This window comes from Blautia fusiformis, from assembly GCF_020686995.1.
GTDB classification, from domain to species: Bacteria; Bacillota; Clostridia; order Lachnospirales; family Lachnospiraceae; genus Blautia_A; species Blautia_A fusiformis.
The window spans coordinates 35,478-60,405 of the sequence record NZ_JAJEPT010000005.1 but is presented as its reverse complement, the minus strand read 5'-3'; the positions used below and the strand labels follow the sequence as shown (position 1 = coordinate 60,405).

At 46.1% G+C, this 24,928-nt stretch carries 21 protein-coding genes and 1 tRNA gene; 5 read left to right on the top strand and 17 right to left on the bottom strand.

The features are described from left to right. Positions 1–5: 5 nt before the first annotated feature. Positions 6–1,871 (bottom strand): ATP-dependent zinc metalloprotease FtsH, encoded by a 1,866-nt coding sequence (gene ftsH / locus LKD46_RS05965; RefSeq protein WP_118514429.1) that lies wholly within the window; start codon positions 1,869–1,871, stop codon positions 6–8. A gap of 221 nt (positions 1,872–2,092) precedes the next feature. Between ftsH and LKD46_RS05960 the strand changes: the two genes are divergently transcribed. Both LKD46_RS05960 and LKD46_RS05955 read left to right on the top strand, forming a co-directional pair. Beyond that, positions 2,093–2,174 (top strand) — tRNA-Leu (locus tag LKD46_RS05960). Positions 2,175–2,252: 78 nt separating this feature from the next. Continuing rightward, positions 2,253–3,629 (top strand): MATE family efflux transporter, encoded by a 1,377-nt coding sequence (locus LKD46_RS05955; RefSeq protein ID WP_118514431.1) that lies wholly within the window; start codon positions 2,253–2,255, stop codon positions 3,627–3,629. A gap of 134 nt (positions 3,630–3,763) precedes the next feature. Here LKD46_RS05955 and LKD46_RS05950 read toward each other — a convergent pair whose 3' ends face one another. From LKD46_RS05950 to LKD46_RS05935, 4 genes are read right to left on the bottom strand one after another with little or no spacing between them, the layout of a single operon-like run. Further along, positions 3,764–5,053 (bottom strand): diaminopimelate decarboxylase, encoded by a 1,290-nt coding sequence (locus tag LKD46_RS05950; protein ID WP_227573928.1) that lies wholly within the window; start codon positions 5,051–5,053, stop codon positions 3,764–3,766. A gap of 52 nt (positions 5,054–5,105) precedes the next feature. Continuing rightward, the gene (gene pyk, locus LKD46_RS05945; protein ID WP_227573927.1) at positions 5,106–6,542 is read right to left on the bottom strand and encodes a pyruvate kinase; all 1,437 of its coding nucleotides are present in this window, start codon (positions 6,540–6,542) and stop codon (positions 5,106–5,108) included. Positions 6,543–6,569: 27 nt separating this feature from the next. Beyond that, positions 6,570–7,460, bottom strand: coding sequence for a DUF1751 domain-containing protein (locus LKD46_RS05940; protein ID WP_118514435.1), 891 nt, complete (start codon positions 7,458–7,460; stop codon positions 6,570–6,572). Positions 7,461–7,490: 30 nt separating this feature from the next. Then, positions 7,491–8,432 carry a magnesium transporter CorA family protein gene (locus LKD46_RS05935; RefSeq protein ID WP_022426904.1) on the bottom strand — a complete coding sequence of 314 codons (942 nt, stop codon included), beginning with the start codon at positions 8,430–8,432 and terminating at the stop codon, positions 7,491–7,493. A 226-nt stretch (positions 8,433–8,658) separates the two neighbouring features. On the opposite strand from LKD46_RS05935, the gene aroC reads away from it, so the two are divergent. Beyond that, on the top strand, positions 8,659–9,753 hold the full coding sequence (aroC, locus tag LKD46_RS05930; RefSeq protein WP_227573926.1) for a chorismate synthase: 1,095 nt from the start codon (positions 8,659–8,661) through the stop codon (positions 9,751–9,753). A gap of 150 nt (positions 9,754–9,903) precedes the next feature. Here the strand turns inward: aroC and LKD46_RS05925 are convergent, their stop codons facing one another. From LKD46_RS05925 to hemA, 7 genes are all read right to left on the bottom strand, one after another. Continuing rightward, a complete protein-coding gene (locus LKD46_RS05925; RefSeq protein ID WP_227573925.1) occupies positions 9,904–10,989 on the bottom strand; it encodes a lactonase family protein in 1,086 nt (361 codons plus the stop codon). Between the two features lie 188 nt (positions 10,990–11,177). Next, positions 11,178–12,458: a glutamate-1-semialdehyde 2,1-aminomutase gene (hemL, locus tag LKD46_RS05920; protein WP_015525262.1), complete on the bottom strand. Its 1,281-nt coding sequence runs from the start codon at positions 12,456–12,458 to the stop codon at positions 11,178–11,180. Continuing rightward, on the bottom strand, positions 12,458–13,441 hold the full coding sequence (gene hemB / locus LKD46_RS05915) for a porphobilinogen synthase (RefSeq protein ID WP_227573924.1): 984 nt from the start codon (positions 13,439–13,441) through the stop codon (positions 12,458–12,460). The genes hemL and hemB overlap by 1 nt, the downstream gene beginning before the upstream one ends. A 2-nt stretch (positions 13,442–13,443) precedes the next feature. After that, positions 13,444–14,949 (bottom strand): uroporphyrinogen-III C-methyltransferase, encoded by a 1,506-nt coding sequence (gene cobA / locus LKD46_RS05910; protein ID WP_227573923.1) that lies wholly within the window; start codon positions 14,947–14,949, stop codon positions 13,444–13,446. Continuing rightward, on the bottom strand, positions 14,946–15,839 hold the full coding sequence (hemC, locus tag LKD46_RS05905; RefSeq protein ID WP_334303262.1) for a hydroxymethylbilane synthase: 894 nt from the start codon (positions 15,837–15,839) through the stop codon (positions 14,946–14,948). Before hemC ends, cobA begins: the two co-directional genes overlap by 4 nt. Beyond that, entirely contained in the window at positions 15,826–16,317 is a 492-nt protein-coding gene (locus LKD46_RS05900; protein ID WP_118514445.1) for a precorrin-2 dehydrogenase/sirohydrochlorin ferrochelatase family protein, read from the bottom strand. Before LKD46_RS05900 ends, hemC begins: the two co-directional genes overlap by 14 nt. Beyond that, positions 16,307–17,536, bottom strand: coding sequence for a glutamyl-tRNA reductase (gene hemA / locus LKD46_RS05895; RefSeq protein WP_118514447.1), 1,230 nt, complete (start codon positions 17,534–17,536; stop codon positions 16,307–16,309). Before hemA ends, LKD46_RS05900 begins: the two co-directional genes overlap by 11 nt. Positions 17,537–17,737: 201 nt before the next feature. Here hemA and LKD46_RS05890 point away from each other — a divergent pair, with 201 nt between their 5' ends. Then, on the top strand, positions 17,738–18,535 hold the full coding sequence (locus LKD46_RS05890; RefSeq protein ID WP_227573921.1) for a sirohydrochlorin cobaltochelatase: 798 nt from the start codon (positions 17,738–17,740) through the stop codon (positions 18,533–18,535). Between the two features lie 121 nt (positions 18,536–18,656). Here LKD46_RS05890 and LKD46_RS05885 read toward each other — a convergent pair whose 3' ends face one another. The 3 genes from LKD46_RS05885 to LKD46_RS05875 form a co-directional block, all read right to left on the bottom strand. Further along, positions 18,657–19,868, bottom strand: a complete 1,212-nt coding sequence (locus LKD46_RS05885) for an NADP-dependent isocitrate dehydrogenase (protein ID WP_059085918.1) — start codon at positions 19,866–19,868, stop codon at positions 18,657–18,659. 163 nt (positions 19,869–20,031) lie between these two features. Beyond that, positions 20,032–20,856: a S8 family peptidase gene (locus LKD46_RS05880; protein ID WP_227573920.1), complete on the bottom strand. Its 825-nt coding sequence runs from the start codon at positions 20,854–20,856 to the stop codon at positions 20,032–20,034. Positions 20,857–21,004: 148 nt separating this feature from the next. Continuing rightward, a complete protein-coding gene (locus tag LKD46_RS05875) occupies positions 21,005–21,277 on the bottom strand; it encodes a hypothetical protein (RefSeq protein ID WP_227573919.1) in 273 nt (90 codons plus the stop codon). A 128-nt stretch (positions 21,278–21,405) separates the two neighbouring features. Between LKD46_RS05875 and LKD46_RS05870 the strand changes: the two genes are divergently transcribed. Next, the gene (locus LKD46_RS05870) at positions 21,406–21,567 is read left to right on the top strand and encodes a hypothetical protein (RefSeq protein ID WP_015525281.1); all 162 of its coding nucleotides are present in this window, start codon (positions 21,406–21,408) and stop codon (positions 21,565–21,567) included. A gap of 36 nt (positions 21,568–21,603) precedes the next feature. Here the strand turns inward: LKD46_RS05870 and spoIVA are convergent, their stop codons facing one another. Next, positions 21,604–23,073, bottom strand: coding sequence for a stage IV sporulation protein A (gene spoIVA / locus LKD46_RS05865; RefSeq protein WP_118514457.1), 1,470 nt, complete (start codon positions 23,071–23,073; stop codon positions 21,604–21,606). 144 nt (positions 23,074–23,217) lie between these two features. Further along, complete coding sequence (locus LKD46_RS05860) at positions 23,218–24,915, bottom strand: [FeFe] hydrogenase, group A (RefSeq protein ID WP_118514459.1); 1,698 nt, start codon at positions 24,913–24,915, stop codon at positions 23,218–23,220. Between the last annotated feature and the right edge of the window lie 13 nt (positions 24,916–24,928).

Genomic DNA, 24,928 nt, shown 5'->3' with positions numbered 1-24,928 from the left:
CCTGATTAATTTTCCTGTGTATCCTCAATCTCCACCGGTGCTTCATTCAGGATCTTCATAAACTCCTCACCGGTAATCGTCTCATGCTCATACAGATACTTGGCAATCTCATGAAGCTTTCCGATATTATCCGTCAGGATCTTCGTAGCCTTTTCATGCTCCCGTCTTACAAGCTCCACAACCTTCTTATCCAGAAGCGTCTGCGTCTCAAAGGAACAGGTGAGACTTGCGTCTCCGCCAAGATACTGATTGCTCACATTTTCCATGGCAACCATGTCAAAATCATCACTCATACCATACCTGCTGATCATCGCTCTGGCAATCTTGGTCGCCTGCTCAATATCATTGGAGGCACCGGTAGTAATAGAATGGAAGATCAGCTCTTCCGCTGCACGGCCGCCTGTAAATGTAGCGATCTTATTCTCCAGTTCTTCCTTACTCATCAGGAAATGTTCCTGTTCATCCACCTGCATGGTATATCCCAGTGCACCGGAGGTACGTGGAATGATCGTGATCTTATGGACCGGTGCAGAATCTGTCTGCTTGGCAGCAACCAGTGCATGACCAACCTCATGATAGGAAACGATCAGTTTTTCCTTATTGGAAAGTACACGGTTCTTTTTCTGATATCCGGCAATAACAACTTCGATACTTTCTTCAAAATCCGCCTGTGTGGCAAATTTCCGTCCATCGCGGACTGCACGGAGAGCTGCCTCGTTGACAATATTGGCAAGCTCCGCACCGGAGGCCCCGACTGCCGCCTTGGCAATTTCATCAAACCGGACTGTGTCCGCAATTTTGATCTTCTTGGCATGAACCTTCAGGATTTCCTCACGCCCCTGAAGATCCGGAAGCTCAACCGGGATCCTTCTGTCAAAACGTCCAGGACGAAGAAGTGCAGGGTCAAGGGAATCCGGTCGGTTGGTAGCTGCCAGGATCACAACACCCTTGGAACCGTCAAAACCGTCCATCTCTGTCAGAAGCTGGTTCAGTGTCTGTTCACGCTCATCGTTTCCGCCGCCCATTCCGGAGCCGTCACGTTTCTTGCCGATGGTATCGATCTCATCAATAAATACGATACATGGTGCTTTCTCATTGGCCTGTTTAAAAAGATCACGTACCTTGGCAGCACCCATACCAACAAACATCTCCACAAATTCCGAACCGGAAATTGAGAAAAACGGAACCTCCGCCTCACCGGCAACTGCCTTGGCAAGAAGGGTTTTACCGGTTCCTGGAGGGCCTACAAGAAGGGCACCCTTCGGCATGGAAGCACCGATCTCTCTGTATTTCTCCGGATTATGAAGGAAATCTACAATTTCCGTCAAAAGCTCCTTGGCTTCATCCTCACCGGCAACATCTGAAAATTTGATTCCCGTAGAGGATTTCACATAAACCTTGGCATTGCTTTTGCCAAAGGACATCATTCCTCCCGGTCCTCCGCTGCCCATGGAGCTCATCATCTTCTTGCTGAGCCAGCGTCCCAGAAGAACAAAGATCGCGATCGGAAGTACATATCCCAGGATCAGAGACAAAAGCAATGACTGCCTCTGGGGTGCAGTTCCCTCTATACTTACTCCTGCATCGTAAAGATGTGATACAAGATCCTGATCATCCACAGATACCGTCTTGCAATAGACATCATTTCCATCCACTTTCATAGTATAATAAATGTAATCGGAATTAAGGGTTGCCTCATATACTTTTCCTCTGTCTACGGCTTTCAGAAAGGTGGTGTAATCGGTTTCTTTTACACTTCTCTCAGAAAGAGCAGGAAGAGCAAAAACATTCAGCAGAACAATAATGACGACCGCAATGATATAATATACATACAGCGGCCGCTTCTCTGGTTTTTTGGAATTCAGATTCATGCAGTCTCCTCCGTTATCTTATAGTATATTGCTATATCCACAGTGCTATATCAGGTGGTACAGCCTTGTAGTACACTGTACCACTTTTTTCAGTCAATTTCAAGGATGCCTCATCCGATTTCATAAACATTTTAGAATTAAAAATATTTCCAAATAATACCTTTATTCTGAAAAATTCCTTGCAAACCACCTGATACTGTGCTATTATAATAAATGGTTATGCCGCTGTGGCGGAATTGGCAGACGCACTTGACTCAAAATCAAGCGGAGCAATCCGTGCCGGTTCGAGTCCGGCCAGCGGCATTCGCATAAAAGACCTGACGGAGAAATCTGTCAGGTCTTTATTATATAATACAAAAAAATCACGAAAGGAATAAAAAAATGGAAAAAGACAAAAGCTTTTTAGGAACCGAGCCTGTCGGAAAGCTGCTTCTGCGGCTTGCACTTCCTACAGTTGCCGCACAGCTCATCAATATGCTCTACAATATCGTCGACCGTATCTATATTGGTCATATTCCCGGAGAGGGTGCTCTTGCCCTTACCGGTGTAGGTGTCTGTATGCCGCTTATCATGGTCGTATCCGCCTTTGCTGCTCTTGTCGGAAACGGAGGCGCTCCCAGAGCCAGCATCTTTATGGGTAAAAATGACACGTCAAAAGCCGAACAGACTCTCGGAAACTGCTTCACCATGCAGATCATCATCTCCCTGATCCTGACTGTTATCCTGTTTCTCGGAAACCGCATCCTTCTCCTTGCATTCGGCGCCAGTGCAAACACCATCGACTATGCGGTGGGTTACATGAATATCTATTCAGTAGGAACTATCTTTGTACAGCTGACTCTTGGCATGAATAATTTCATCACAGCCCAGGGATTCGCAAAAACCGGAATGCTCTCTGTACTGATCGGTGCGATCTCCAACATTATTCTGGATCCGGTTTTTATTTTCGGATTCCACATGGGTGTCCGGGGCGCTGCTCTGGCAACGGTGATCTCCCAGGCATTTTCCTGCATCTGGGTCCTCTCATTCCTCTTTGGAAAAAAGACCTTCCTGAAGCTTCGGAAAAGCACCATGAAACTGAAAGCCGATATCATTCTGCCCTGTATGGCTCTTGGCTCTTCTCTCTTTGTCATGCAGCTCAGTGAAAGCGTTATCTCTGTCTGCTACAACTCCTCCCTCTTAAAATACGGCGGGGATGTTGCCGTAGGAGCCATGACCATCCTTACCAGCGTCATGCAGTTTGCCATGCTTCCTCTTCAGGGACTTGGTCAGGGTGCACAGCCTATCATCAGCTACAACTATGGTGCACGTAACGAAAAACGTGTACGTTCTACATTTAAGCTTCTTGTAAAAACAAGTGTTTCTTATTCCGTAATCCTGTGGCTGATCATTATGATCTTCCCGCAGCTCTTTGCCGGAATGTTTACTTCGGACAGTACATTACTTGCTTTCACAAAGACAGCTCTCCGGATCTATATGGCAGTTGTGTTTATCTTTGGTATCCAGATTGCCTGCCAGATGACCTTTATCTCCCTTGGCAGAGCCAAAGATTCCATCATTGTGGCTATTGTCCGAAAATTTGTTCTGGTCATCCCGCTGATCTATATTCTGCCTCATATTTTTCGTTCTGACCGGACAAATGCAGTTTATATGGCCGAGCCGGTTGCGGATATCCTGGCAGTTACATTTACCGCCATCCTGTTTTTCTTTGAGTTTAGAAAAGCCCTGGCAGAAATCTCCGGAAGCCGGAAGCAGTAACCCTGCATTTGACCACCTTCCGCCCTGCTCGCGGTCTTATACCTCTTATCAGACACTTAAACATGAAACAGCCTTCTATGCATCATTACCAGGATGCATAGAAGGCTGTTTTTATATATTTTTGCTATTTTATTTCAATTCAATTCATCTTCATCCTGAAGAAGTTTCTCAAAAACAGGGAAGCAGTCAAATGTTGCAAAATAATCTCTCGGTGTCTCGGCACGACGGATCATCTCAAAGCTGCCATCCTCATGAAGAAGGATCTCTGCAGATTTCAGTTTACCATTGTAGTTGTAGCCCATTGCAAAACCATGAGCACCTGTATCATGGATCACAAGAAGATCTCCCTTATCGATTTTCGGAAGCATACGGTCAATGGCAAATTTATCATTATTCTCACAGAGGGAACCTGTCACATCATATTTATGATCACACGGTTCGTTCTCCTTACCCATAACCGTAATGTGATGATAAGCACCATACATAGCCGGACGCATCAGATTTACTGCGCAGGCATCTACGCCGATATATTCTTTATGTGTATGTTTCTCATGGATCGCTTTTGTGACAAGGCAGCCATACGGTCCCATCATGAAACGGCCAAGCTCTGTATAGATCGCAACATCACCCATTCCTTCCGGAACAAGGACTTCTTCATAAACCTTTCGGACACCCTCACCGATCACACGGATATCGTTTGGCTCCTGATCCGGTTTATAAGGAATTCCGATACCACCGGAAAGGTTGATGAATTTAATGTGTGCACCTGTCTCCTTCTGAAGCTTCACGGCAAGCTCAAACATAACCTTTGCAAGCATTGGATAATAGTCATTGGTCACTGTGTTGCTTGCAAGGAATGCATGGATTCCGAACTCTTTGGCACCTTTGGATTTTAGGATACGGAATGCGTCAAAGATCTGCTCGGTAGTCATTCCGTATTTTGCATCTCCGGGATTATCCATGATACCGTTACTGATCTTGAATACTCCACCTGGATTGTAACGGCAGCTGATCACTTCCGGGATTTTTCCGAGAGCTTTCTCTACGCTCTCAATATGTGTGATGTCATCAAGGTTGATGATTCCACCGATCTCATCTGCATATCTGAACTCTTTCTCCGGTGTGTCATTGGAAGAAAACATGATATCGCCCTTTTTGCAGCCTACTGCCTTGGCCATCATAAGTTCTGTTTCTGAGGAGCAGTCGCAGCCACAGCCATACTCCTGCAGAATATTGATCAGATATGGATTCGGTGTTGCCTTTACCGCAAAAAATTCCTTGAATCCTTTGTTCCATGCAAAAGCCTCTTTCAGGGCTTTTGCATTCTCACGGATTCCTTTCTCATCATAGAGATGGAAGGGTGTCGGAAACTTTTCAGTAATCTCATTGAGTTTCTCAAGTGTCACAAATGGTTCTTTTTTCATAATAACTGCATCTCCTGTTTTTCCGACTGCTATTCCCGAAGAAACCTCAGTCTTATTCTGCCTCGATCACGTGCATCATATTTGTCACTGCACCACGACCGTTTGTCATGTTGGTCGCAGGGTCTCCTGCTGTAAATACAACAAGATCTCCTTTATGTATCAGATGACGGCTGCGGACAACATTCATAGCCTGAGACATGATATGGTCCGTGGTATCTCTCTGATATCCTTTCAGAGGTGTTACGCCCCAGATCAGCTGAAGTTTATGCTGGATGGTTGAGTTCGGTGTGATCGCATAGATCGGAACCTTCGGGCGGAAATTGGAGATCAGTCTGGCTGTATTTCCACTCATTGTCGGTGTTACGATAGCGTTTGCCTTCAGGTTCTTTGCAGTACGCACCGTTGCAAGTGCCACTGCACTGGAGATCTTCTCTCTTCCGTCCATGGAACGATGTTCAATAAACACTTTATAATCCAGATGCGGCTCTGTCATCTCTGCGATATCTGCCATCATCTTAAGAGCATCAATCGGATATTTACCGGCTGCTGTCTCTCCGGAAAGCATGATCGCATCGGTTCCGTCGTAGATCGCATTGGCAACATCAGCTACCTCTGCACGTGTAGGACGCGGATTACGGATCATGGAATCAAGCATCTGTGTTGCCGTAATAACCGGTGTATAATGTTCGTTACACTTACGGATGATCTCCTTCTGGATGTGAGGTACCTGGCTTGCAGGAATTTCCACACCGAGATCTCCTCTGGCAACCATGATGCCATCAGATGCTTCAATGATGGAATCAATATTCTCAACACCCTCTGCATTCTCGATCTTCGCGATAATACCGATATCTTTTCCGCCATTATCATTCAGAAGCTTACGGATCTCACGGATCACCTCTGCGGAACGGACAAAAGATGCCGCGATGAAATCAAATTTCTGTTCGATACCAAAGATGATATCCTTTTTATCCTGCTCTGTGATTCCCGGAAGATTTACTTTTACATAGGGAACATTCACACCCTTCTTCTCTCCCAGCTCACCACCGTTTAAGATATCACAGACAATATCGGTTCCCTTGATTGTCTTAACCTCAAGCTCAATCAGACCATCATCAATGAGAATCCTGTTTCCCGGTTTTACATCCTTGTAAAGTGTCTCATATGTGATAGCGACCTTTGTGCTGTCGCCTTCAAAATCGCCAATTCCAAGTACAAACTGTTTTCCTGCTTCCAGCTTAACCTTCTGTCCGTCCTTTAAAAGTCTGGTACGGATCTCCGGTCCCTTTGTGTCAAGAAGCATGGCAATAGGCATATCAAGTTCCTCACGAAGCTCTTTGATCATATCCACACGGCCCTTCTGTTCCTCGTGGTCTCCGTGAGAAAAGTTGAATCTGGCAATATCCATTCCATTCTCCATAAGAGCCTTCAGAGTTTCCCTGTTATTGCTGGCAGGTCCAAGTGTACAGATAATCTTAGTTTTTTTCATAATAATGCTCTCCTTCGTTTGTGCGTTTTACTGTACGTGTTTATGTGTAAATAAATGATCCTGACAATATTCATAATTTCCGTTGCACTTTGAGCAGAAACGGAACTCCAGATTTGGATCATCCTTTTCGGTACGTCCGCAGATCGCACATTTATGCTTGGCGATCCCATCCGGACCAGAGCCCGTTCTGGAAGGAGCCATCGCCTTCTTAAACTGCTGCCTCCTGTGAATTTCCTTCGGATTGTAACGATTCATATCTCGGGTACTGAAATAAAAGATCACAAAGTTTAAAAGTGATGCTACGATCGGCACCACGCCTACCCAAAGCCCGACTCGAAGATAAGATACGATATCCCACGCAATGAACAGTCCGTATACAAAGGCCATCCATTTCATCCTGATCGGGATCACAAACATAAGAAGCAGCTGAAGATCCGGATATGTGACTGCATAGGCAAGGAAAATGGAAAGACTGATATAATATGTGGTAAAAATATTTCCGCCAAGAGAGTAGGCGATCCCGTTCATCACCACATAACCACCTGTAAATACATGTAAAAGCACTGCTGCGATCACAGTAAACAAAACACCTGAAAAAATATACAATGTGTACCGGAAAGTTCCCCAGGTACGTTCCAGTGAAGTACCGATCGGATAATAGAAGAAAAAGATTGCGAGAAGGAACATCACAAGATTTCCGGTTCCTCCCACACTGGATGGCGGATAGATCACCCATGTCACCAGTCTCCAGATCTGTCCCTTCATGACCATGGACATATCAAGACTCAGCATATTCAAAACTCCCGGAGCAAACATGGCCAGAAAATATCCCAGCACATAGCATCCAATGATGTAAACAGTCAGATTCGGAATCCCAAATCTTCCAAATTTACGTTCCAGCTTATCAATAAATTTCATTAAAATCTCCTTTCAGAAAACTTTTGAAAATCAGAAAAATCGCTTTTTGGAAAGAATGATCGCTGCCACAACACTAATCGCCACAGAAATCAGGATAATGATCAGAAATCCCAATGGACTCCTTGATAAAGGCATACCGGAACCAGCCACATTCATTCCGTAGGCACTGAACACAATGGTCGGAATACTCATGACAATGGTAATGATCGCCAGTACTTTCATAACGATATTCATATTGTTGGAGATGATCGATGCAAAGGCATCCATAGTTCCGTTCAGGATACCGCTGTACACATTGGCCATTTCGATCGCCTGCTTGTTCTCAGTGATGACATCCTCCAGAAGATCGGTGTCCTCCGGATATTTTTTGATACTGTCTATCTTCAGAAGCTTCTCCAGCACAACCTCGTTAGACCGGAGTGACGTAATAAAATAAGTCAGGGATTTCTGCAGCTCCAGAAGCTCGATCAGCTCCTCATTTCTTGTGGAAAGATGCAGTTTTTCTTCCACCTGCTCACTTTTTTTGTCAATGATACGCAGATAACGCAGGTACATGCTCGCATTTCTGTAAAGGATCTGAAAGATAAAACGGGTCTTCATATAGGTAAAAAAGCTCCGGACTCTTCCCTCCATAAATCTGGTAAGAACCGGTGTGTCCTCCAGGCAGATGGTAAAGATCATAGATCCCGTCACAATGATGCCAAGCGGTATTGTCCCATACCAGTCCTTGTCATTACGTTCCTCGATCATAGGAACGTCAACCAGGATCAGTGTATAATTATCCTCAACTTCGATACGTGACCGTTCTTCCTCATCCAAAGGGGATCGTAAATCGTCAACCTCTATATCAAACTTCTCGGAAAATTCAAAAATCTCTGTTGCCGTCGGATTCGTCAGCGCAATCCAGCAGCCTTCCTCCGGTTCCTGTATCTGGTGGATGGCTCCGTCTATTGTCTTGTAAATCCTTACCACGATTCCCACTTCCCTTCTCTTGCTTTTCTTTTGCCAGGGCAAAATTCTTTTTTATTATAAATAGTCAAAATAGCTTTGTCAATTCATACATTTTCTTTTTAAAAAAGCTTTTAATTAATTTCACATGATCTTTACATAAAAATTCATTCTGCATTCCACGTTCTTTACATTTTTTCCGGCTTCCTATATAATGATTCCAGAATTCCAACGAAAGGAAGTTATACAAATGAGTCAGTCATCATTCGGAAAAAAATTCGTGGTTACCACCTGGGGAGAATCTCACGGCAAGGCCATCGGTGCCGTTCTCGACGGCTGTCCCGCAGGTCTTTCTCTCTGTGAAGAAGATATCCAGGTTTTTCTTGACCGGAGAAAGCCCGGTCAGAGCCGTTATACAACTGCCCGTAAGGAAGGCGATCTGGTGGAGATCCTTTCCGGAGTTTTTGAAGGAAAGACTACCGGTACTCCAATTTCTCTTCTGATCCGCAATACAGATCAGCGTTCCAGAGATTACGGAAATATCGCATACTCCTATCGTCCCGGTCACGCAGACTTTACCTTTGAACAGAAATATGGATTCCGTGATTACCGTGGAGGTGGACGCTCCTCCGGAAGAGAAACCGCCGGACGTGTGGCAGCCGGTGCCATTGCCATCAAGCTGTTAAACGAACTTGGCATTACATTTACTACCTACGCAAGATCCATCGGTCCTGTAGAGATCCGGTCCTTCTCAGAAGAAGAGATCCGAAATAATGCACTCTGCATGCCAGATGCCGACGCAGCCGCAAAGGCATCTGCCTATCTCGAACAGTGCCTGAACAGTCAGGACAGTGCCGGCGGCGTGATCGAATGCCGCATCAAAAACGTTCCTGCCGGTCTGGGCGATACGGTTTTTGACAAGCTGGATGCTACCCTCGCTCATGCGATCATGTCCATTGGTGCTGTAAAAGCTGTTGAGATCGGTGACGGCATCAATGTGACACGTCTTACCGGTTCCGAAGACAACGACGGTTTTGTCCAGAAAGACGGCATCATTTCCAAGACCTCCAACCATGCAGGCGGTATCATGGGCGGTATGAGTGACGGCAGTGACATTATCTTCCGTGCCCATATCAAACCAACACCATCGATCAGCCAGCCCCAGTCCACCGTAACCAGCTCCGGCGAAAATCTGGAGCTTGAGATCAAAGGACGCCATGATCCTGTTATTGTTCCACGTGCCGTAGTTGTTGTGGAAGCCATGGCAGCTCTCACCATCACCGATGCACTTTTTGCCAATATGAGCGCACGCATGGACCGCATCCACGAATTCTATCGCAGATAAAACCGCCCTCATTCCCGGCAGATCCGTGGATTCATCCGTAATGCCAAATGTTTTTCCAGCAAAAAACAGACTCAGGGAATCTTATTGCTTATCCCTGAGTCTGTTTTTGTATCCGGATATCTGGCCGTTGCAGTCATTTACCGAAAAGAATTATTTGCAGATGCCATCCACATCTCCCGGCACCGGCCAGATATGGATGCTGTTCGGTGTTTCGATCTTTCTTGGCTTCTCATTCATCATAATAATATTTTTTTCGTAATCTACTGTAAAAACAGTAATACTGTTACTTCCATGATTTGCAACAGCAATATGCTTGTTATCCGGGAAGATCATAAGATCCTTCGGGTAATCACCACTGATCGGAAGTGTAAATTTCTTGGTCAGAAGGCCTGTTTCCTGGTCTACTGCATACATAGTCACAGTATTTTCCCCTGCTGTTGTACAGAAAAGATATTTACCGTCCGCAGAAAGAGACATACCGGAAGCTGCGTTATGAAGCGCATCATTGGAATCCTCTTTTCCAAGAGTGGTAATGCTCTGAAGCAGCTGGAACTCCGGATTCTTACCGCTTCCGCCATAGCTGTATACCTTCACCTCATTGCTGAGCTCAAAAAGAAGATATGCAAATCTTCCGTCATCACTGAAACGGATGATACGAGGGCCGCTCTCTCTCGGGCAGCGAAGAATGTCAACCAGCTCCAGTTTGTCTTTCTTCTTATTGATACGATAGATCTTAACCTGATCGATACCATTATCTACCGCACAGAGATACTTATTATCCGGTGTCGGACGTACACAATTAACATGCGGACGGAAGTTACGCTCTGCCACGCTTCCAAGTCCCTTGTGGAAAACGCCGTCCATAACACTTCCCAGACGGCCGTCTTTATGTGTATGTACAACCGTTACCTTACCATCATGGTACCCTGCCACATAAAGATATCTTCCGTCCACATCTGTTGCAAGATAGCAGCCTCGCATTCCGTTGATATCCACACTGTTGAGGCGGGTAAGATCACCGTTCTTGTCTCTTTCAAATACAGCTACACCTTCATCCTCAATGGAATACAGATATTTACCGTTTTTTGATACCGCCAGATGAGAAGCATTGCTAACTTCCACTTCGCTTCGTTCTGTGAGTGTTCCTTTTTCTACATCTACATCGTATACCTGAATTCCCTTACTGGTTCCATGGGTATATGTTCCCACGTAAGCCACGTACTTCTTTTTTCCCATAAGTTCTGGCCTCCTGCTTTTTACATTGGTTACGTATTTTTGTGTTTATTTTATCACAAAGCTTCTGCAAGAACAAGTTACCATCCTGTTATCTTTTGTGCAATTTTTTACGCAAAGCTGCCGTTCACTATGGCGTTCACACATGATCCACGCAAATGGATCGGCTCCTGCGCATCCATTACGCCTCTTTACAGATCTCCCAAAGCGCCTCTCATTGCTTCCAGAGTTTCATCAATTACTTCATCTGTATGCGCTGTGGAAAGGAACATCGCCTCAAACTGGGAAGGTGCAAGATGAATGCCTCGTTTCAGCATTCCCTTGAAATATTTTGCAAAAAGCTCCAGGTTGGATGTTTTTGCAGAAACATAGTCTTTTACCTCCTGGTCTGTAAAGAAAATACTTGCCAGAGAAGAATCATAGTTTACCTGATATGGAAGACCTTTTTCCTCCACGATCTTCTTCAAGCCGCCGTAAAGCTTCTCACCTTTGGCAGCCAGATCTTTGTAGATTTCCTGATGCTCATAGAGATATTTCAGCTGTGTGAAACCTGCAGCCATGGCAACCGGGTTTCCGCTTAAGGTACCTGCCTGGTATACAGGACCACACGGTGAGATCAGATCCATGATCTCCTTACGTCCGCCATAAGCGCCTACCGGCATTCCTGCGCCGATTATTTTCCCGTAGGTGACAAGATCCGGACGGATACCAAAATACTCTGCTGCTCCGCCAAAGGCAAGTCGGAAGCCTGTGATCACTTCATCAAAGATCAGCAGACAATTGTGCTCATCGCAAAGCTCACGAAGCCGCTTTAAGAAACCTGGTTTCGGAGGAACCACACCCATGTTTGCTCCTACTGCCTCCACGATCACGGCTGCCACATTTCCCTCTTCCTGTTTGAGAAGTGCTTCCACACTGGCGGCATCATTGTAGGTAGCCGTCATGGTATCCTGTGTACAGCCCTTCGGAACACCGGCGCTGTCCGGAATACCACTTGCCATGACACCGGAGCCGGCACTTACCAGAAGGCAGTCACTGTGTCCGTGATAGCAACCTGCAAATTTGATGATCTTGTCTTTTCCGGTAAAACCTCTTGCTGCACGGATGGCACTCATAACAGCTTCTGTTCCTGAGTTTACCATACGGATCATATCTACATGTGGAATATGTTCACAGATAAATTCTGCGATCTCTACTTCGATTCCTGTAGCACAGCCAAAGCTCAGGCCATTTTCGCAGGCCTTGATCACACTCTCGCGGATCTCCGGGAAATTATGTCCCAGGATCATCGGGCCCCAGGAATCAATGTAATCCACATAACGGTTTCCATCTACATCATAGATGTAGCATTTATCTGCTTTTTCAATAAAACGAGGTGCCTCACCGATGGCTCCGTAAGATCTTACCGGGCTGTTTACGCCTCCCGGGATTCTTTTTACCGCACGCTCAAATAACTGTTCTGATCTTGTCATCAGCCGATCCTCCCTTCATCCATAAGTCTTGCCAGAAGCTCCGCATAATAGGTAAGATAGATCTGCGCACCGGAACGGAATGCTCCTGTAGCCATCTCACCCACGATCCTTTCTTCGTCGATCCAGCCGTTTGCAGCTGCTGCTTTTACCATTGCATACTCACCACTGACACTGTATGCGGCAACCGGAACGTTTGTAATCTCCTTTACCTGCCAGATCATGTCCTGGTATGCAAGAGCCGGTTTTACCATGATGATATCTGCACCCTCTTCCACATCTGCAAGTGCCTCTTTCAGCCCTTCTCTGCTGTTGTGAGGATCCATCTGGTAGCTTTTTCTGTCCCCAAAAGACGGAGCAGAATCTGCTGCCTCACGGAACGGACCATAAAATGCAGAAGCATATTTTACTGCATAGGACATGATCGGTGTTGTATAATGCCCTGCCTTGTCCAGACACTGGCGGATCGCTGCAACACGACCATCCATCATATCAGACGGAGCAACCATATCTGCACCTGCCTCCACGTGGGAAAGTGCTGTTTTTGCAAGAAGCTCCAGTGTCTTGTCATTGTCCACATCATGACCGCAGAGAACGCCGCAATGGCCATGGGAAGTGTACTCACACATGCATACATCTGTTACATAATAAAGCTCCGGAAATTTCTCTTTTGCAATGCGAAGAGCTCTCTGAACGATTCCCTCCGGATCATAGGCACCGCTGCCCACTTCATCCTTATGGTCAGGAATACCAAAAAACATCACACTGCCTACACCGGCTTTGGAAAGCTGCTCCAGTTTATATGGAAGACGGTCCAGGCTGTAACGGTACTGCCCGGTCATGGACAGAATTTCTTCTTCCTTATTTTCTCCTTCCATTACGAACATAGGATACATAAGAGAAGATTTATCCATTCTTGTCTCACGTACCATTTTACGAAGGTTTTCGCTGCCTCTTAATCTTCTTGGTCTTTTTGTCAGTTCCATGATCATTCGCTCCTTTTCATATCCTCCACCAGCTTGACAAGACTGTCAATGGTGGCTTTTTCTGACATATATGCTTTCATTCCAAAGCTCTCAGCAGCCGCCTTCGTCTGTCTGCCGATGCAGGCTGCCTTAACCTTTGAATAATCCAGTCCTTTTGTTCCCTCCACAAATCCCTTCACAGTGGAGGCACTTGTAAACACCGCACAGCTGATCTGTCCTGTTTCAAATTCCTTCTTCTCATCGATGAGCTGGCTCTTTTCGTAAAGAGTCTGATAGGTCGGAACATCCTCGATCACAGCACCTGCCTGTGCAAGAAATGCAGTGAGTTTTTCATTTCCCTTTTCTGCCCGCGGGATGAGTATCTTTTCTCCACCGGAGAGAAGCTCTGAAAGTTCCTTTCCAAGAGTATCCCCGTCATATACCGACGGCACAAAATCTGCCAGCAGACCTCTTTCCTTCAGGGCCTTTTTTGTTCCTTCCCCGATCACGGCCAAACGGGCATTTCCCATGGCACGGATATCTTTTCCCTGGCGGATCAGTTCCTCAAAAAATACCCTTACACCTGTAGGGCTGGTAAATACAAGCCACTGATATTCCTCCAGGTGATCCAGTGCTTTATAGAGACGATTCTGATCTTCCATGGGGACAGTACGGATCGCCGGAAGTTCCAGAACCTCCGCGCCTTTTTCACGAAGCTTGTCCGCAGTTCTGGAAACAAGCTCTTTCGGTCTTGTGACAAGGACTTTCCATCCTGAAAGCGGCAGTTCTTCATACCAGCCAAACTTCTCTGCCAGTGTACACACCTTACCCACCACAATGATCGCCGGGGTCTCGATTCCCTGACGTTTCACCTCTTCTTCCAGGGTAGAAACTGTTGCTACGATCCGTTTCTGACCTGCTGTAGTTCCCTTCTGCAGGATCGCCGCAGGCATATCCTTTTCCATTCCTGCACCTATCAGACCCTCGCAGATATCCGGAAGCGCGGACACGCCCATCAGAAACACAAGAGTTCCCTTTGTATCAACAAGCGCACGGAAGTCTATATCGTATTCTTCTCCGGCCCTCTTATGTCCTGTAATGATGTGGACTGAAGAACAGAAATCCCTGTGTGTTACCGGAACCCCGTTATATGCCGGTACTGCAATGGAGGAAGTAACACCCGGAACAACCTCATAAGGAATCCCATTCTCCCGAAGAAGCTCCAGTTCCTCTCCTCCTCTTCCAAAGAGGAATGGATCTCCGCCTTTCAGGCGCACCACACGAAGACCCCGCTGTGCCTCCTCAAGAAGTACCTGATTGATATTTTCCTGACGCATGATATGGTGACTGGCACGTTTGCCTACATTGATCAGCTTGACATTTTCCGGGATTCTTGACAGAACTCCCTGACCTACCAGACTGTCATAGACGACCACATCTGCCTGTTCTAGCACTTTGAGGCCTTTTAATGTAAAAAGGCCGATATCGCCAGGACCCGCTCCTACCAGCCATACTTTTCCTGTTTTCATCTGTTTTCTCCTTTTTTCCGAAGAGTTTCTGCCAGTTCCCTGCCTAAGCTTTCCGCATCTGCCTTATTGCCACGCAGTGTTCCTGTTACATAGGAACCGTCTTTTTCATTATAATAAAGCCCTCTGAGATAGATCTCATCCCCGAGAATTTCCGCATGGGCAGCCACCGGAGAAGAGCATCCTCCATCCAGGAGCTTTACAAAAGCACGCTCCGCACTTCCCGCGGTCCAGGCATCCTTATCACAGTAGCCCTCCAGGAAATCATAAGCTTCCCCTTTTCTTCCCTGTACAGCAAGGATTCCCTGGCCAGCAGCCGGAATGATCTCATCTGCTGTAAAATACCGGTTGATCCTGGATTCCAATCCAAGTCTCTTAAGACCGGCAGCAGCCAGGATCAATGCACTGTACTGTCCTTCATCCAGCTTCCGGAGTCTTGTCTGAAGATTTCCGCGGATACTTCTGACATCCATATCCGGATACAGTTTTTTAAGCTGTAAGGTTCTCCTTAAGCTGGAGCATCCAAGGGGCTTGCTTTTATCAAGTTCAGAAACTCCATCAGGAAGAACCAGTACGTCTCTCGGATCTTCTCTTTTGGAAAAAGCCAGCAGCGGCAGTTCCTCCGGAACCTCCATAGGCATATCTTTCAGGCTGTGCACAGAAAGAATACTTCTTCCATCTATCAGTGCTTTATCCAGTTCCTTTACAAAAAGCCCTTTTCCGCCAACCTTATCCAGTGTACGGTCCAGAATGATATCCCCGGTAGTTTTCATAGTGAGGATTTCCACTTCCAGATCCGGATTTTTTTCTTTTATGTAGTCACGGACCATTTCGCTCTGCAGCACTGCAAGCTTACTCTCTCTGCTGCCGATCACGATCTTATCTCTCTTCATCTTCATCCTGCTCTCCCAGTACTTTTTCCAGCGCTTTCTGGATTTCTTCCCTTACACGCTTTGCTTTTTTATGATCCAGTCCGCTGGCTGTAACTCCAACTACCATTTCATCCCGCATATATACGCCTGGGAAATAAAAATCACAGGCTTCCCGGTCGGAGGCTACATTGACATAAATGCCCTCCTCCTTACAGACACGGTGGATCTCATCATTCAGCTTCCAGTCATTGGTGGCTGCGATCACCATATATGCGTTGGCAAAGTCTGAACGTTTCACGGGACGGATATGTAAAGTTACAGTTCCTGCTTTTCCAAGGTCCATAAGTTCCTGGGTCACTTTTGTAGCCACCACTGTGATATTTCTTGTAAATTTCAGAAGAGTCTTTATTCTTCTGGTAGCAATATTGCCGCCTCCTGCCACAACGATATTTTTATCGGACAGGTCTATAAACATGGGGAAATAAGGTTTATTCTTCATAAAGTTTCTCCAGTCCTTCCACACATTCCAGAAAAGCATCCTGATTCAGACTGTCCCGAAGCCCGAAGATCAGCTTGTTTACAACCTTTCCGGCTGCAGTATCCACTGCTTTTTTCAGGTTTTCTCTATCTGAATCCTCCATAGGAGTTTTCCGGAAGATTTTTTCGATCCTCAGGTTCAGATCTTCCACAGCATCCGCTTTGATCTCCTGGATGCGCGGGATGATATCACGACCTTCCAGCCACTGGAAAAATTCGTTCATCTGGTCCTTCACAATGGAGCCTGCTGCTTCCAGGTTATCTGCAAGTTCCTTCGGTGTCTCGTCGGTTCGGAAGCTGTCCATATCATAAAGTGTGATGTTATCTTTTTTTCGGATCTCCGGATCAATATCTCTTGGAACTGCCAGATCGATAAGGATCATAGGTCGTTCCACACGTACATCCTCAAACAATTCTTCCGTCAGTGTATAATTGGGGCTTGCTGTTGCGCTGACCACCAGGTCACACTCCGGCAGATAGTCCATTCTCTCACCATAATTGATCCTGCTGCATCCAACCGGAATACTCACAACACCACTTCTGTACTGACGGATCGTAACCGTCACATCCGCTCCTGCTTCACGCAGTGTCTGGGCAGCCATCTTCCCCATCTCACCGTTTCCGATCACCATACAGACTTTATTGCGAACATCGTAACCGCCTTCTGCCAGAAAACGGATAGCCTGATGGATCACAGAAGGATTTCCATGGGAAAACGGCACTTCCGTTTTGATCTTCTTGCCTGCAGTTACCGCCATACGGAAAAGCACCTCCAGAACACTGTCTGTGGTAAACTCATCCCTTGACATGCTCAACGCCTCTTTTACCTGGGTCAGGATCTGATCTTCCCCCAGAATCTGGGATTTCAGTCCGCTGGTAAGATAAAAAAGGTGCTCCACCGCCTCTTCATTTTCTCTGCTGGTAAAATACTTCTGGTATTGTTCTCCCTGCACACCTTTCAACGAACAAAGCCACTGATACAGGTCTGGCTTCTTCTCATCTGCAGTACTTACCCACAGTTCCAGCCGGTTACAGGTCGACAGAATAATACACCCGCAGATCCCAGCTTCTTCTTTCAGCCTGTGCAGCGCCTCTCCGGTATTTTTGCGGGTAAAGGCAAACTGCGCTCTGACATCTACAGGTGCCATATTATGATCGATTCCAAGCATGAATATACTCATGTCCTACGTTTCTCCTTTGTTTTCACAATCTTTTATAATGATAAACATTTCCACAGGGAAAGTCAACTACGATTGACAATGTCAGCCCTCCCTTTTATAATATCTTATGGTAGAAATTGCGGATTATCTTTATATTCCAGCGGAGAAATATAAAGAGTTTATCATAATCACCATAATTATCAGGATGGAGGAAATCCCCGTATGAACTCAGCTTCAAAAAAAGCGATCCTAGTAGTAAGTTTCGGCACAAGCTATGAAAACACCCGTAAACTTACCATCGAAGCCATCGAGCACGATATTGCCGATGCATTCCCTGCCTGTCCCACCTACCGTGCATGGACAAGCAAAATGATCATTGCCAAACTGAAAAAGCGGGACGGTCTTACGATCCACACGGTAAAGGAAGCTCTGGAACAGATGCTTCTGGATGGTATCACCGATGTGATCGTACAGCCGACTCATGTGATCAACGGTATCGAAAATGATCAGATGAAAGCCGATGCGCTTTCTTTTCGTGACCGTTTTTCCAGTATTGTTTTCGGAAATCCTCTTCTCACAACAGAAGAAGATAACCAGGCAATCGTCCGGGTAGTTGCAGATGAATTCCGGGACATGGATCCGGACACTGCACTTGTAATGATGGGACATGGAACAGAGCACTACGCAAACACGGTTTATGCTGCTTTGGATTACCGTTTTAAAGATACCGGACATAAAAATATTTTTCTTGGAACTGTAGAAGCCTATCCGGCCCTGGACTCCCTTCTCCGGGCTGCCGACAGCTTTCATCCGAAAAAGATCGTGCTGGCGCCTTTCATGATCGTAGCCGGCGACCATGCACAGAACGATCTGGCCGGTGCAGATTCGGACTCCTGGATGAACCGTCTTTCTTCCGAAGGATATGAAGTCACCCCTGTACTGAAGGGACTTGGAGAATATCCCCAGGTCCGGCAGATCCTTGTGGAACATGTACAGCAGGCCATGAACGCTTCGGTCTGACAGAGATAAGATGATCCACATATATCCCTCATGAAAAAACTGCACCGTGATCCATCCCAGGATCTTCCGGTGCAGTTTTTTATTTTTATGAGATTACTTGAAGTTCTGAAATTTCTGTTATTTATGCCATCAGTTCATCCAGTTTTGTCTTTACAGCAAGGATAAACTCTTTGCTGTTCAATACCTGTACCTCTTTCAGGGAAGTGATCAGCGCAAGATCCTTGGTCATCTTTCCGCTTTCAATGGTATCCAGTGTCGCTTTTTCCAGTTTTCCTGCAAAATCAGCAAGTGCTTCATTTCCGTCCAGTTCACCTCTCTTGCGGAGAGCTCCTGTCCATGCAAAGATCGTTGCAACGGAGTTTGTGGATGTTTCTTTTCCCTCAAGATGACGATAATAGTGTCTCTGAACTGTTCCGTGAGCAGCCTCATACTCAAAATATCCTTTCGGTGATACCAGTACAGAGGTCATCATGGCAAGAGAGCCAAATGCGGAAGATACCATGTCACTCATAACATCTCCGTCATAGTTCTTGCATGCCCAGATAAAACCGCCATCTGCCTTCATAACACGGGCTACGATATCATCGATCAGACTGTAGAAATAGGTCAGGCCGGCTTCCTCAAATTTATCCTTAAACTCTGCATCAAAGATCTGCTGGAAAATCTCTTTAAATCTTCCATCATATGTTTTGGAAATGGTATCCTTGCTTCCGAACCATACATCCTGCTTTGTGTCCAATGCATAATTAAAGCAGCTTCTCGCAAAGCTCTTTACAGAATCATCAAGATTATGCATGCCACGGAGAACACCTGCTCCGTCAAAATGCTGGATCAGCTCCTTACGCTCTTCTCCGTCTTCGCCCTCAAATACAAGATATGCATCTCCCGGCTTGTCAATATAGAATTCTGTATTCTTATAGATATCTCCATATGCATGACGTGCAAGTGTGATCGGTTTCACCCAGTTCTTTACACATGGCTCGATTCCCTTTACAACGATCGGCGCACGGAATACAGTTCCATCAAGAATAGCACGGATCGTTCCGTTTGGACTTTTGTACATTTTTTTCAGGTCGTACTCTTCCATTCTGGCTGCATTTGGTGTGATCGTGGCACATTTTACGGCTACTCCGTATTTTTTGGTTGCTTCTGCTGCATCAATGGTAACCTGATCATCTGTCTCATTTCTGTGCTCAAGACCAAGATCATAATATTCTGTATTCAGTTCCAGATACGGTGTGAGAAGTTCATCCTTGATGATCTGCCACAGGATACGGGTCATCTCGTCTCCGTCCATCTCAACTAAAGGTGTCTGCATTTTGATTTTTTCCATATTATTTTCTCCTTTTGAGGTTTATTCTCCTGTTCGGATTCCAGGTGCTCTTTCCTTTAGAATCTTTCTTCAGCACTTTTACTGTACATTGTACTCATATTTTCCGGTTCCGTCAACGCTTTTGTGCGTTACCACGCTTTGTTTATAAGAATTGTATAATAATTCAACCTGCCAACAGTTTTTCACAGTTAAATTTTCCCCATCCCTGCTGATTTCTGGGAAGTCCCATATCTTCTGCACTTTCTCTTAACAACATCTTTACCTCTACATTAGAAAGCCGAGGATCTTTTTCCAGAAGGCAGGCGATTCCTCCTGACACCAGAGGCGTCGACATGGAGGTTCCGCTTTTGAGCCCATATGAATACGGCAGTCCCGGTGCACAGGCAATGACCTGGCTTCCCGGCGCTACCAGATCCGGTTTGCATACACAGTCAAAGGTAGGGCCTCTTCCGGAAACTGCCTTTCTGCCATTCAGCATATCACTGGAGCCTACGGTAATGATCTTCCGGCTGCTTCCCGGTGCTGTTACCGTGCCGGCCCCCGGTCCCTGATTTCCTGCTGCAGCTACCACCACAAATCCCAGATCCCAGAGTTTTTCCACTCCTTCAAGAAGATCTGTCTGTTCCTTATGATCCCGGGATGTTGTTCCCACTGAAATATTAACGATACGGATATGATAAATACTTCCAAATTCCATGATCCACCGAAATGCCCGCATCACATCCTCCCTGCTTCCGTTCCCGAAACGATCCAGAACCTTCAAAGCAACGATACTGCAGCCAGGTGCAGCCCCTTTATATTTTCCACCTGATGCAGTTCCGTCCCCTGCAAGGATCCCGCTGACATGAGTCCCATGTCCGTTATCATCATATGGGCTGCGTCTGATTCCTGTAAAATCACGGAACACGGAAATACGGCTGCCAAAATCTATATGGGGAAAAATACCGGTATCCAGAACTGCCACGCCTATCCCTTTCCCTGTATACATCCTTTTATACCTTTCCAAAGCTCTCCCGTCGGACAGCTGACCTTTCTTTAGCTTATTCTGCGGCCATCTTTCCCGCTACTCGTTTTATATAAAAAGACCCCGGGATCTTACCTCTGAATCCCCGGGATCTTTGCTGTATATTTTTTATTTAGTTTCCTCTTCCTGTACGGAAATTAACTGTTTTCTGGATCTGATTGTCCATTCCGTAGCTGTAGTTTCCATAAACACCGGTATGCCAGCCCTTAGCCTGTCCTATGTAGTAATAATACTGACCGCCCTCTTTTTTCCAGCCATTTTTAATGGCTGCTTTTGCGGTTGTTGTGGTTGCTGTTGTTGCCGCCTGCGCATACACTGTACCAAATGTCAGGCAAAACAGCATTGTGATCATGAGAACAAGCTGTGCGAATCTTCTCTTTTTCATGGTTTCTTTTCCTCCTGTTTTAAAAATCTTCATACCCGGTGATAATTAGATTTTCTTGCAATATAATGTATAAAATACATTATCTCCTCCAATACTTAACATATCTGAAAAATAAAGGAGGTTTTTCTATGCTTCTCTTTTTTCTTGTATTCTTCGGACTCCAGATCTTTGTTCTTTTCTGCTGTGCCGCTGCAGGAAATGACGCCGCTTCCCAGGAACTATCTGACCAGGAACAGCTTCAGTTTATCGCAGAATGGAAAAAACAACATCAAAAAAAGGACGTCTGCTGAAGAACGTCCTTTTTGCTTTGCAATTCTATTCTCCATTCATATGATGATACACACCAGTCCGCCTTTGCTGTCGTTTACGATCTTCTTCATAGTATCCTGAAGCTTCACCTGACTTTCTTCACTGATCATGGCCAGCTTGTTCCGGATTCCGTCTTCCACCAGCTGCTGGATAGATTTTCCGAAAATATTGGTCTCCCAGATACTTTCCCCTCGCTCCGGGCTTTCTCTGATATACTTTATCAGATCCTCCGCCTGCTGTTCTGTACCAACGATCGGAGCGATCTCCGTTTCGATCTCCGCCCGGATCATATGAATGGACGGACTTTTTGACCGGATCTTTACTCCGAATTTATTTCCCTGACGGATCACCTCAGGTTCCTCAATAGTGATCTCGGAAAGCTCAGGCACAACAACCCCATACCCTGTTCCTTTTACCGCTTCCAGGGCAGCCTGGACTTTTACAAATTGTTCCTTCATACCGGCAAGCTCTTTTATGGTCTGGATCAGTTCATATTCGCTTTCCATGGATATCCCGCTCATTTCACTGAGCATCTGATAATAATAAATGTCTTTTACTGCGATCCGGATACGGACTTTTCCATCGGAAAGACTGACCTGTTCAAGCAATGTATCTTCCACATATGGACATTCCAGATATACCGATTCTCTGCTTACATCCCGCACATGAGTAAGTCTTGTCATCTTTTCCCGAATCTCATTTAACAGAGCCGCCTTTACCTCATGTTCCGGAGAAAGCATCTCCACCCATCTGGGAACAAATAGCTCTATCTCACTAATCGGGAATTCATAAAGGAGCTTCTCCAGGATCCTGGTCACATCCTCTTTTCTAAGCTGTTCACAGTTGACTGCCAGAACGGATACTCCGAATTTCTCTTCCAGATGTTTTACAGTTTTTCCGGTTTCCTCACTGTAGGGAGTCTGGGAGTTTACCAGGATCAGAAAGGGTTTTCCCTGGGCTTTCAGCTCTTTTATCGTCTGTTCTTCTGCCGGAATAAAATTTTCTCTTGGAATTTCCCCAAAGCTTCCATCTGTTGTAACTACAATTCCAATGGTGGAATGCTGGCTGATCACTTTTTCCGTCCCGATCCGGGCCGCATCATGAAACGGGATTGCTTTTTCCTGCCATGGTGTTTTGACCATCCGTTCCCTGCCTTCTTCCACATTTCCGGATGCATCCTTTACCAAAAAGCCCACACAGTCAATAAGCTTTACCCGGATCTTCTGGTTTTCCCCTATGGATACCTCCACCGCTTCTTTTGGAATGAATTTGGGTTCTACGGTTGTGATCATTTTCCCGGCGCCACTGAGCGGCAGTTCATCCTGAAGCTCTGCTCTTTTTCCCTCACTAAGCGCAGGCAGTGCCACCAGTTCCATAAATCTCCGGATAAATGTGGATTTTCCTGTACGGACCGGGCCCACAACCCCTATGTAGATATCCCCGCCCGTCCGTGCCTGGATATCACGGTAAACCTGAAAGTTTTCCATATAAAAAAGCCTCCCTGCATATACTGGCCTGTAAGCTCCGGAAACCATCTGCAAAAGATAGTTCCCGCATACCACAGTATATGCCCGGAAGGCTTCTTATATGCTGCTGTTCAACGAGAACAGCAGCCATTTGTATTCCTTACATCAGTCTTTAATATAAAACTCATTATGAAGCAGATGATGCTCCTTGCCCTTGAGAAGTCCCTCATAAAGCTCCAGAACCAGCGGGTTCTCATCGGATTTCTTGATGATCATGGTATTATCTGCATTATACAGACCCCTTGCTCTGGCTGCCTTGGTCCTGTCACCGGATCTGGTCGGCTGACCACCACCCATGATACATCCACGGCGGCACGCCATAACCTCGATCAGATGATAGTTTGCCTCACCGTTCTTTACACGTTCCATAACGATTCTTGCATTTGCAAGGCCGCTGGCAACACATACATTGATATCCATTCCTTTATACGGCACGGTAAATTCCTTGATTCCCTCTTCACCACGAACACCGCACTCTGCAATCTCATGCATGGCTTCCTTGCTGTGATCCGGGCTCAGTCTTCGAAGAACTGCCTCGGTAACACCACCGGTAACACCGAAGATAACGCCACCGCCGGAACCAAATCCAAACGGCATATCACATGCTTCCGGATCCAGTGTTGCAAAATCAAGACCAAAGTTATCGATCATGCGGAGAAGCTCTGTGGTTGTGATAACGATATCGGTATCCTGCTCGCCATCGGTAAAGCTGTTGGGGCGGATTGCCTCTGCCTTCTTGGCTGTACATGGCATAATGGAAACCATAACGGTCTTCTTGCCTGCTGCATGCTCCGGATCACGGAAGTATTCCTTGATAACCGCAGACATCATTCCCTGTGGGGAACGGCAGGTAGAAATGTTCGGAACATATTCTTTATATTGATCAGTGATAAACTTCACCCATGCAGGACAGCAGGAAGTCAGAAGCGGAAGATTCTCACCCTTCTCCACTCTGTTTAGGAACTCCTTGGTCTCTTCCATGATGGTAAGGTCGGCACTGAATGTGGTATCGTATACTTCGTCAAAGCCCATTCTGTGAAGCGCGTTAACGATTTTACCCATAACACTTCTGCCTTTGGCAAGTCCGTAATGATCACCAACTGCAACACGAACTGCCGGTGCAACCTGTGCAACAACACGAGTATTCTTATCAGCCAGTGCATCCCATACTTCATCCATATGTGTACGGATAGAGATCGCACCTGTCGGACAGTAAACACGGCACTGACCACAGTTTACACACTGTGTCTCAGCAATCTTTTTATTGAATGCAGGCATAACCATGGCTTCTGTTCCACGGAATGCGAATCCAAGAGCTCCGATTCCCTGAAGCTCCTCGCAGGCACGTACACAGTTGCCGCAGAGGATACATTTGTTCGGATCACGGATGATGGACGGTGAACTGTCATCGATCTCATGCTGTTCTCTTGTATTTTCGAAGCGGATATTACGCACACCAAGGCGATGTGCCAGCTCCTGCAGGATACATTCGCCGCTCTTTACACAGGTTGTACAGTCACGGCAATGTGCTGCAAGAAGCAGCTCCACGATCAGTTTACGATATTTCTTAATACGGCCGGAATTGGTATAAATAACCATTCCGTCTCTCGGCTGCTCGGAACAGGAAGCAAATGTCTTGCCTCTGTCATCCTCAACTGTACAGAGACGACAGGCACCAAATGTGGAAACCTCTGAATGATAGCACAGTGTGGGGATATTGATACCGGCATTCCTGATGACTGTCAGGACATTTTTTTCGTCGGTAAATTCTACTTTTCTTCCGTCAATTGTCATTGTACCCATAAGATATCCTCCC

Coding starts and splice junctions, on each gene's coding strand:
- ftsH (WP_118514429.1), bottom strand. CDS start 1,871: ATGAATCTGAATTCCAAAAAACCAGAGAAGCGGCCGCTGTATGTATAT.
- LKD46_RS05955 (WP_118514431.1), top strand. CDS start 2,253: ATGGAAAAAGACAAAAGCTTTTTAGGAACCGAGCCTGTCGGAAAGCTG.
- LKD46_RS05950 (WP_227573928.1), bottom strand. CDS start 5,053: ATGAAAAAAGAACCATTTGTGACACTTGAGAAACTCAATGAGATTACT.
- pyk (WP_227573927.1), bottom strand. CDS start 6,542: ATGAAAAAAACTAAGATTATCTGTACACTTGGACCTGCCAGCAATAAC.
- LKD46_RS05940 (WP_118514435.1), bottom strand. CDS start 7,460: ATGAAATTTATTGATAAGCTGGAACGTAAATTTGGAAGATTTGGGATT.
- aroC (WP_227573926.1), top strand. CDS start 8,659: ATGAGTCAGTCATCATTCGGAAAAAAATTCGTGGTTACCACCTGGGGA.
- LKD46_RS05925 (WP_227573925.1), bottom strand. CDS start 10,989: ATGGGAAAAAAGAAGTACGTGGCTTACGTGGGAACATATACCCATGGA.
- hemL (WP_015525262.1), bottom strand. CDS start 12,458: ATGACAAGATCAGAACAGTTATTTGAGCGTGCGGTAAAAAGAATCCCG.
- hemB (WP_227573924.1), bottom strand. CDS start 13,441: ATGGAACTGACAAAAAGACCAAGAAGATTAAGAGGCAGCGAAAACCTT.
- cobA (WP_227573923.1), bottom strand. CDS start 14,949: ATGAAAACAGGAAAAGTATGGCTGGTAGGAGCGGGTCCTGGCGATATC.
- hemC (WP_334303262.1), bottom strand. CDS start 15,839: ATGAAGAGAGATAAGATCGTGATCGGCAGCAGAGAGAGTAAGCTTGCA.
- LKD46_RS05900 (WP_118514445.1), bottom strand. CDS start 16,317: ATGAAGAATAAACCTTATTTCCCCATGTTTATAGACCTGTCCGATAAA.
- hemA (WP_118514447.1), bottom strand. CDS start 17,536: ATGAGTATATTCATGCTTGGAATCGATCATAATATGGCACCTGTAGAT.
- LKD46_RS05890 (WP_227573921.1), top strand. CDS start 17,738: ATGAACTCAGCTTCAAAAAAAGCGATCCTAGTAGTAAGTTTCGGCACA.
- LKD46_RS05885 (WP_059085918.1), bottom strand. CDS start 19,868: ATGGAAAAAATCAAAATGCAGACACCTTTAGTTGAGATGGACGGAGAC.
- LKD46_RS05880 (WP_227573920.1), bottom strand. CDS start 20,856: ATGTATACAGGGAAAGGGATAGGCGTGGCAGTTCTGGATACCGGTATT.
- LKD46_RS05875 (WP_227573919.1), bottom strand. CDS start 21,277: ATGAAAAAGAGAAGATTCGCACAGCTTGTTCTCATGATCACAATGCTG.
- LKD46_RS05870 (WP_015525281.1), top strand. CDS start 21,406: ATGCTTCTCTTTTTTCTTGTATTCTTCGGACTCCAGATCTTTGTTCTT.
- spoIVA (WP_118514457.1), bottom strand. CDS start 23,073: ATGGAAAACTTTCAGGTTTACCGTGATATCCAGGCACGGACGGGCGGG.
- LKD46_RS05860 (WP_118514459.1), bottom strand. CDS start 24,915: ATGGGTACAATGACAATTGACGGAAGAAAAGTAGAATTTACCGACGAA.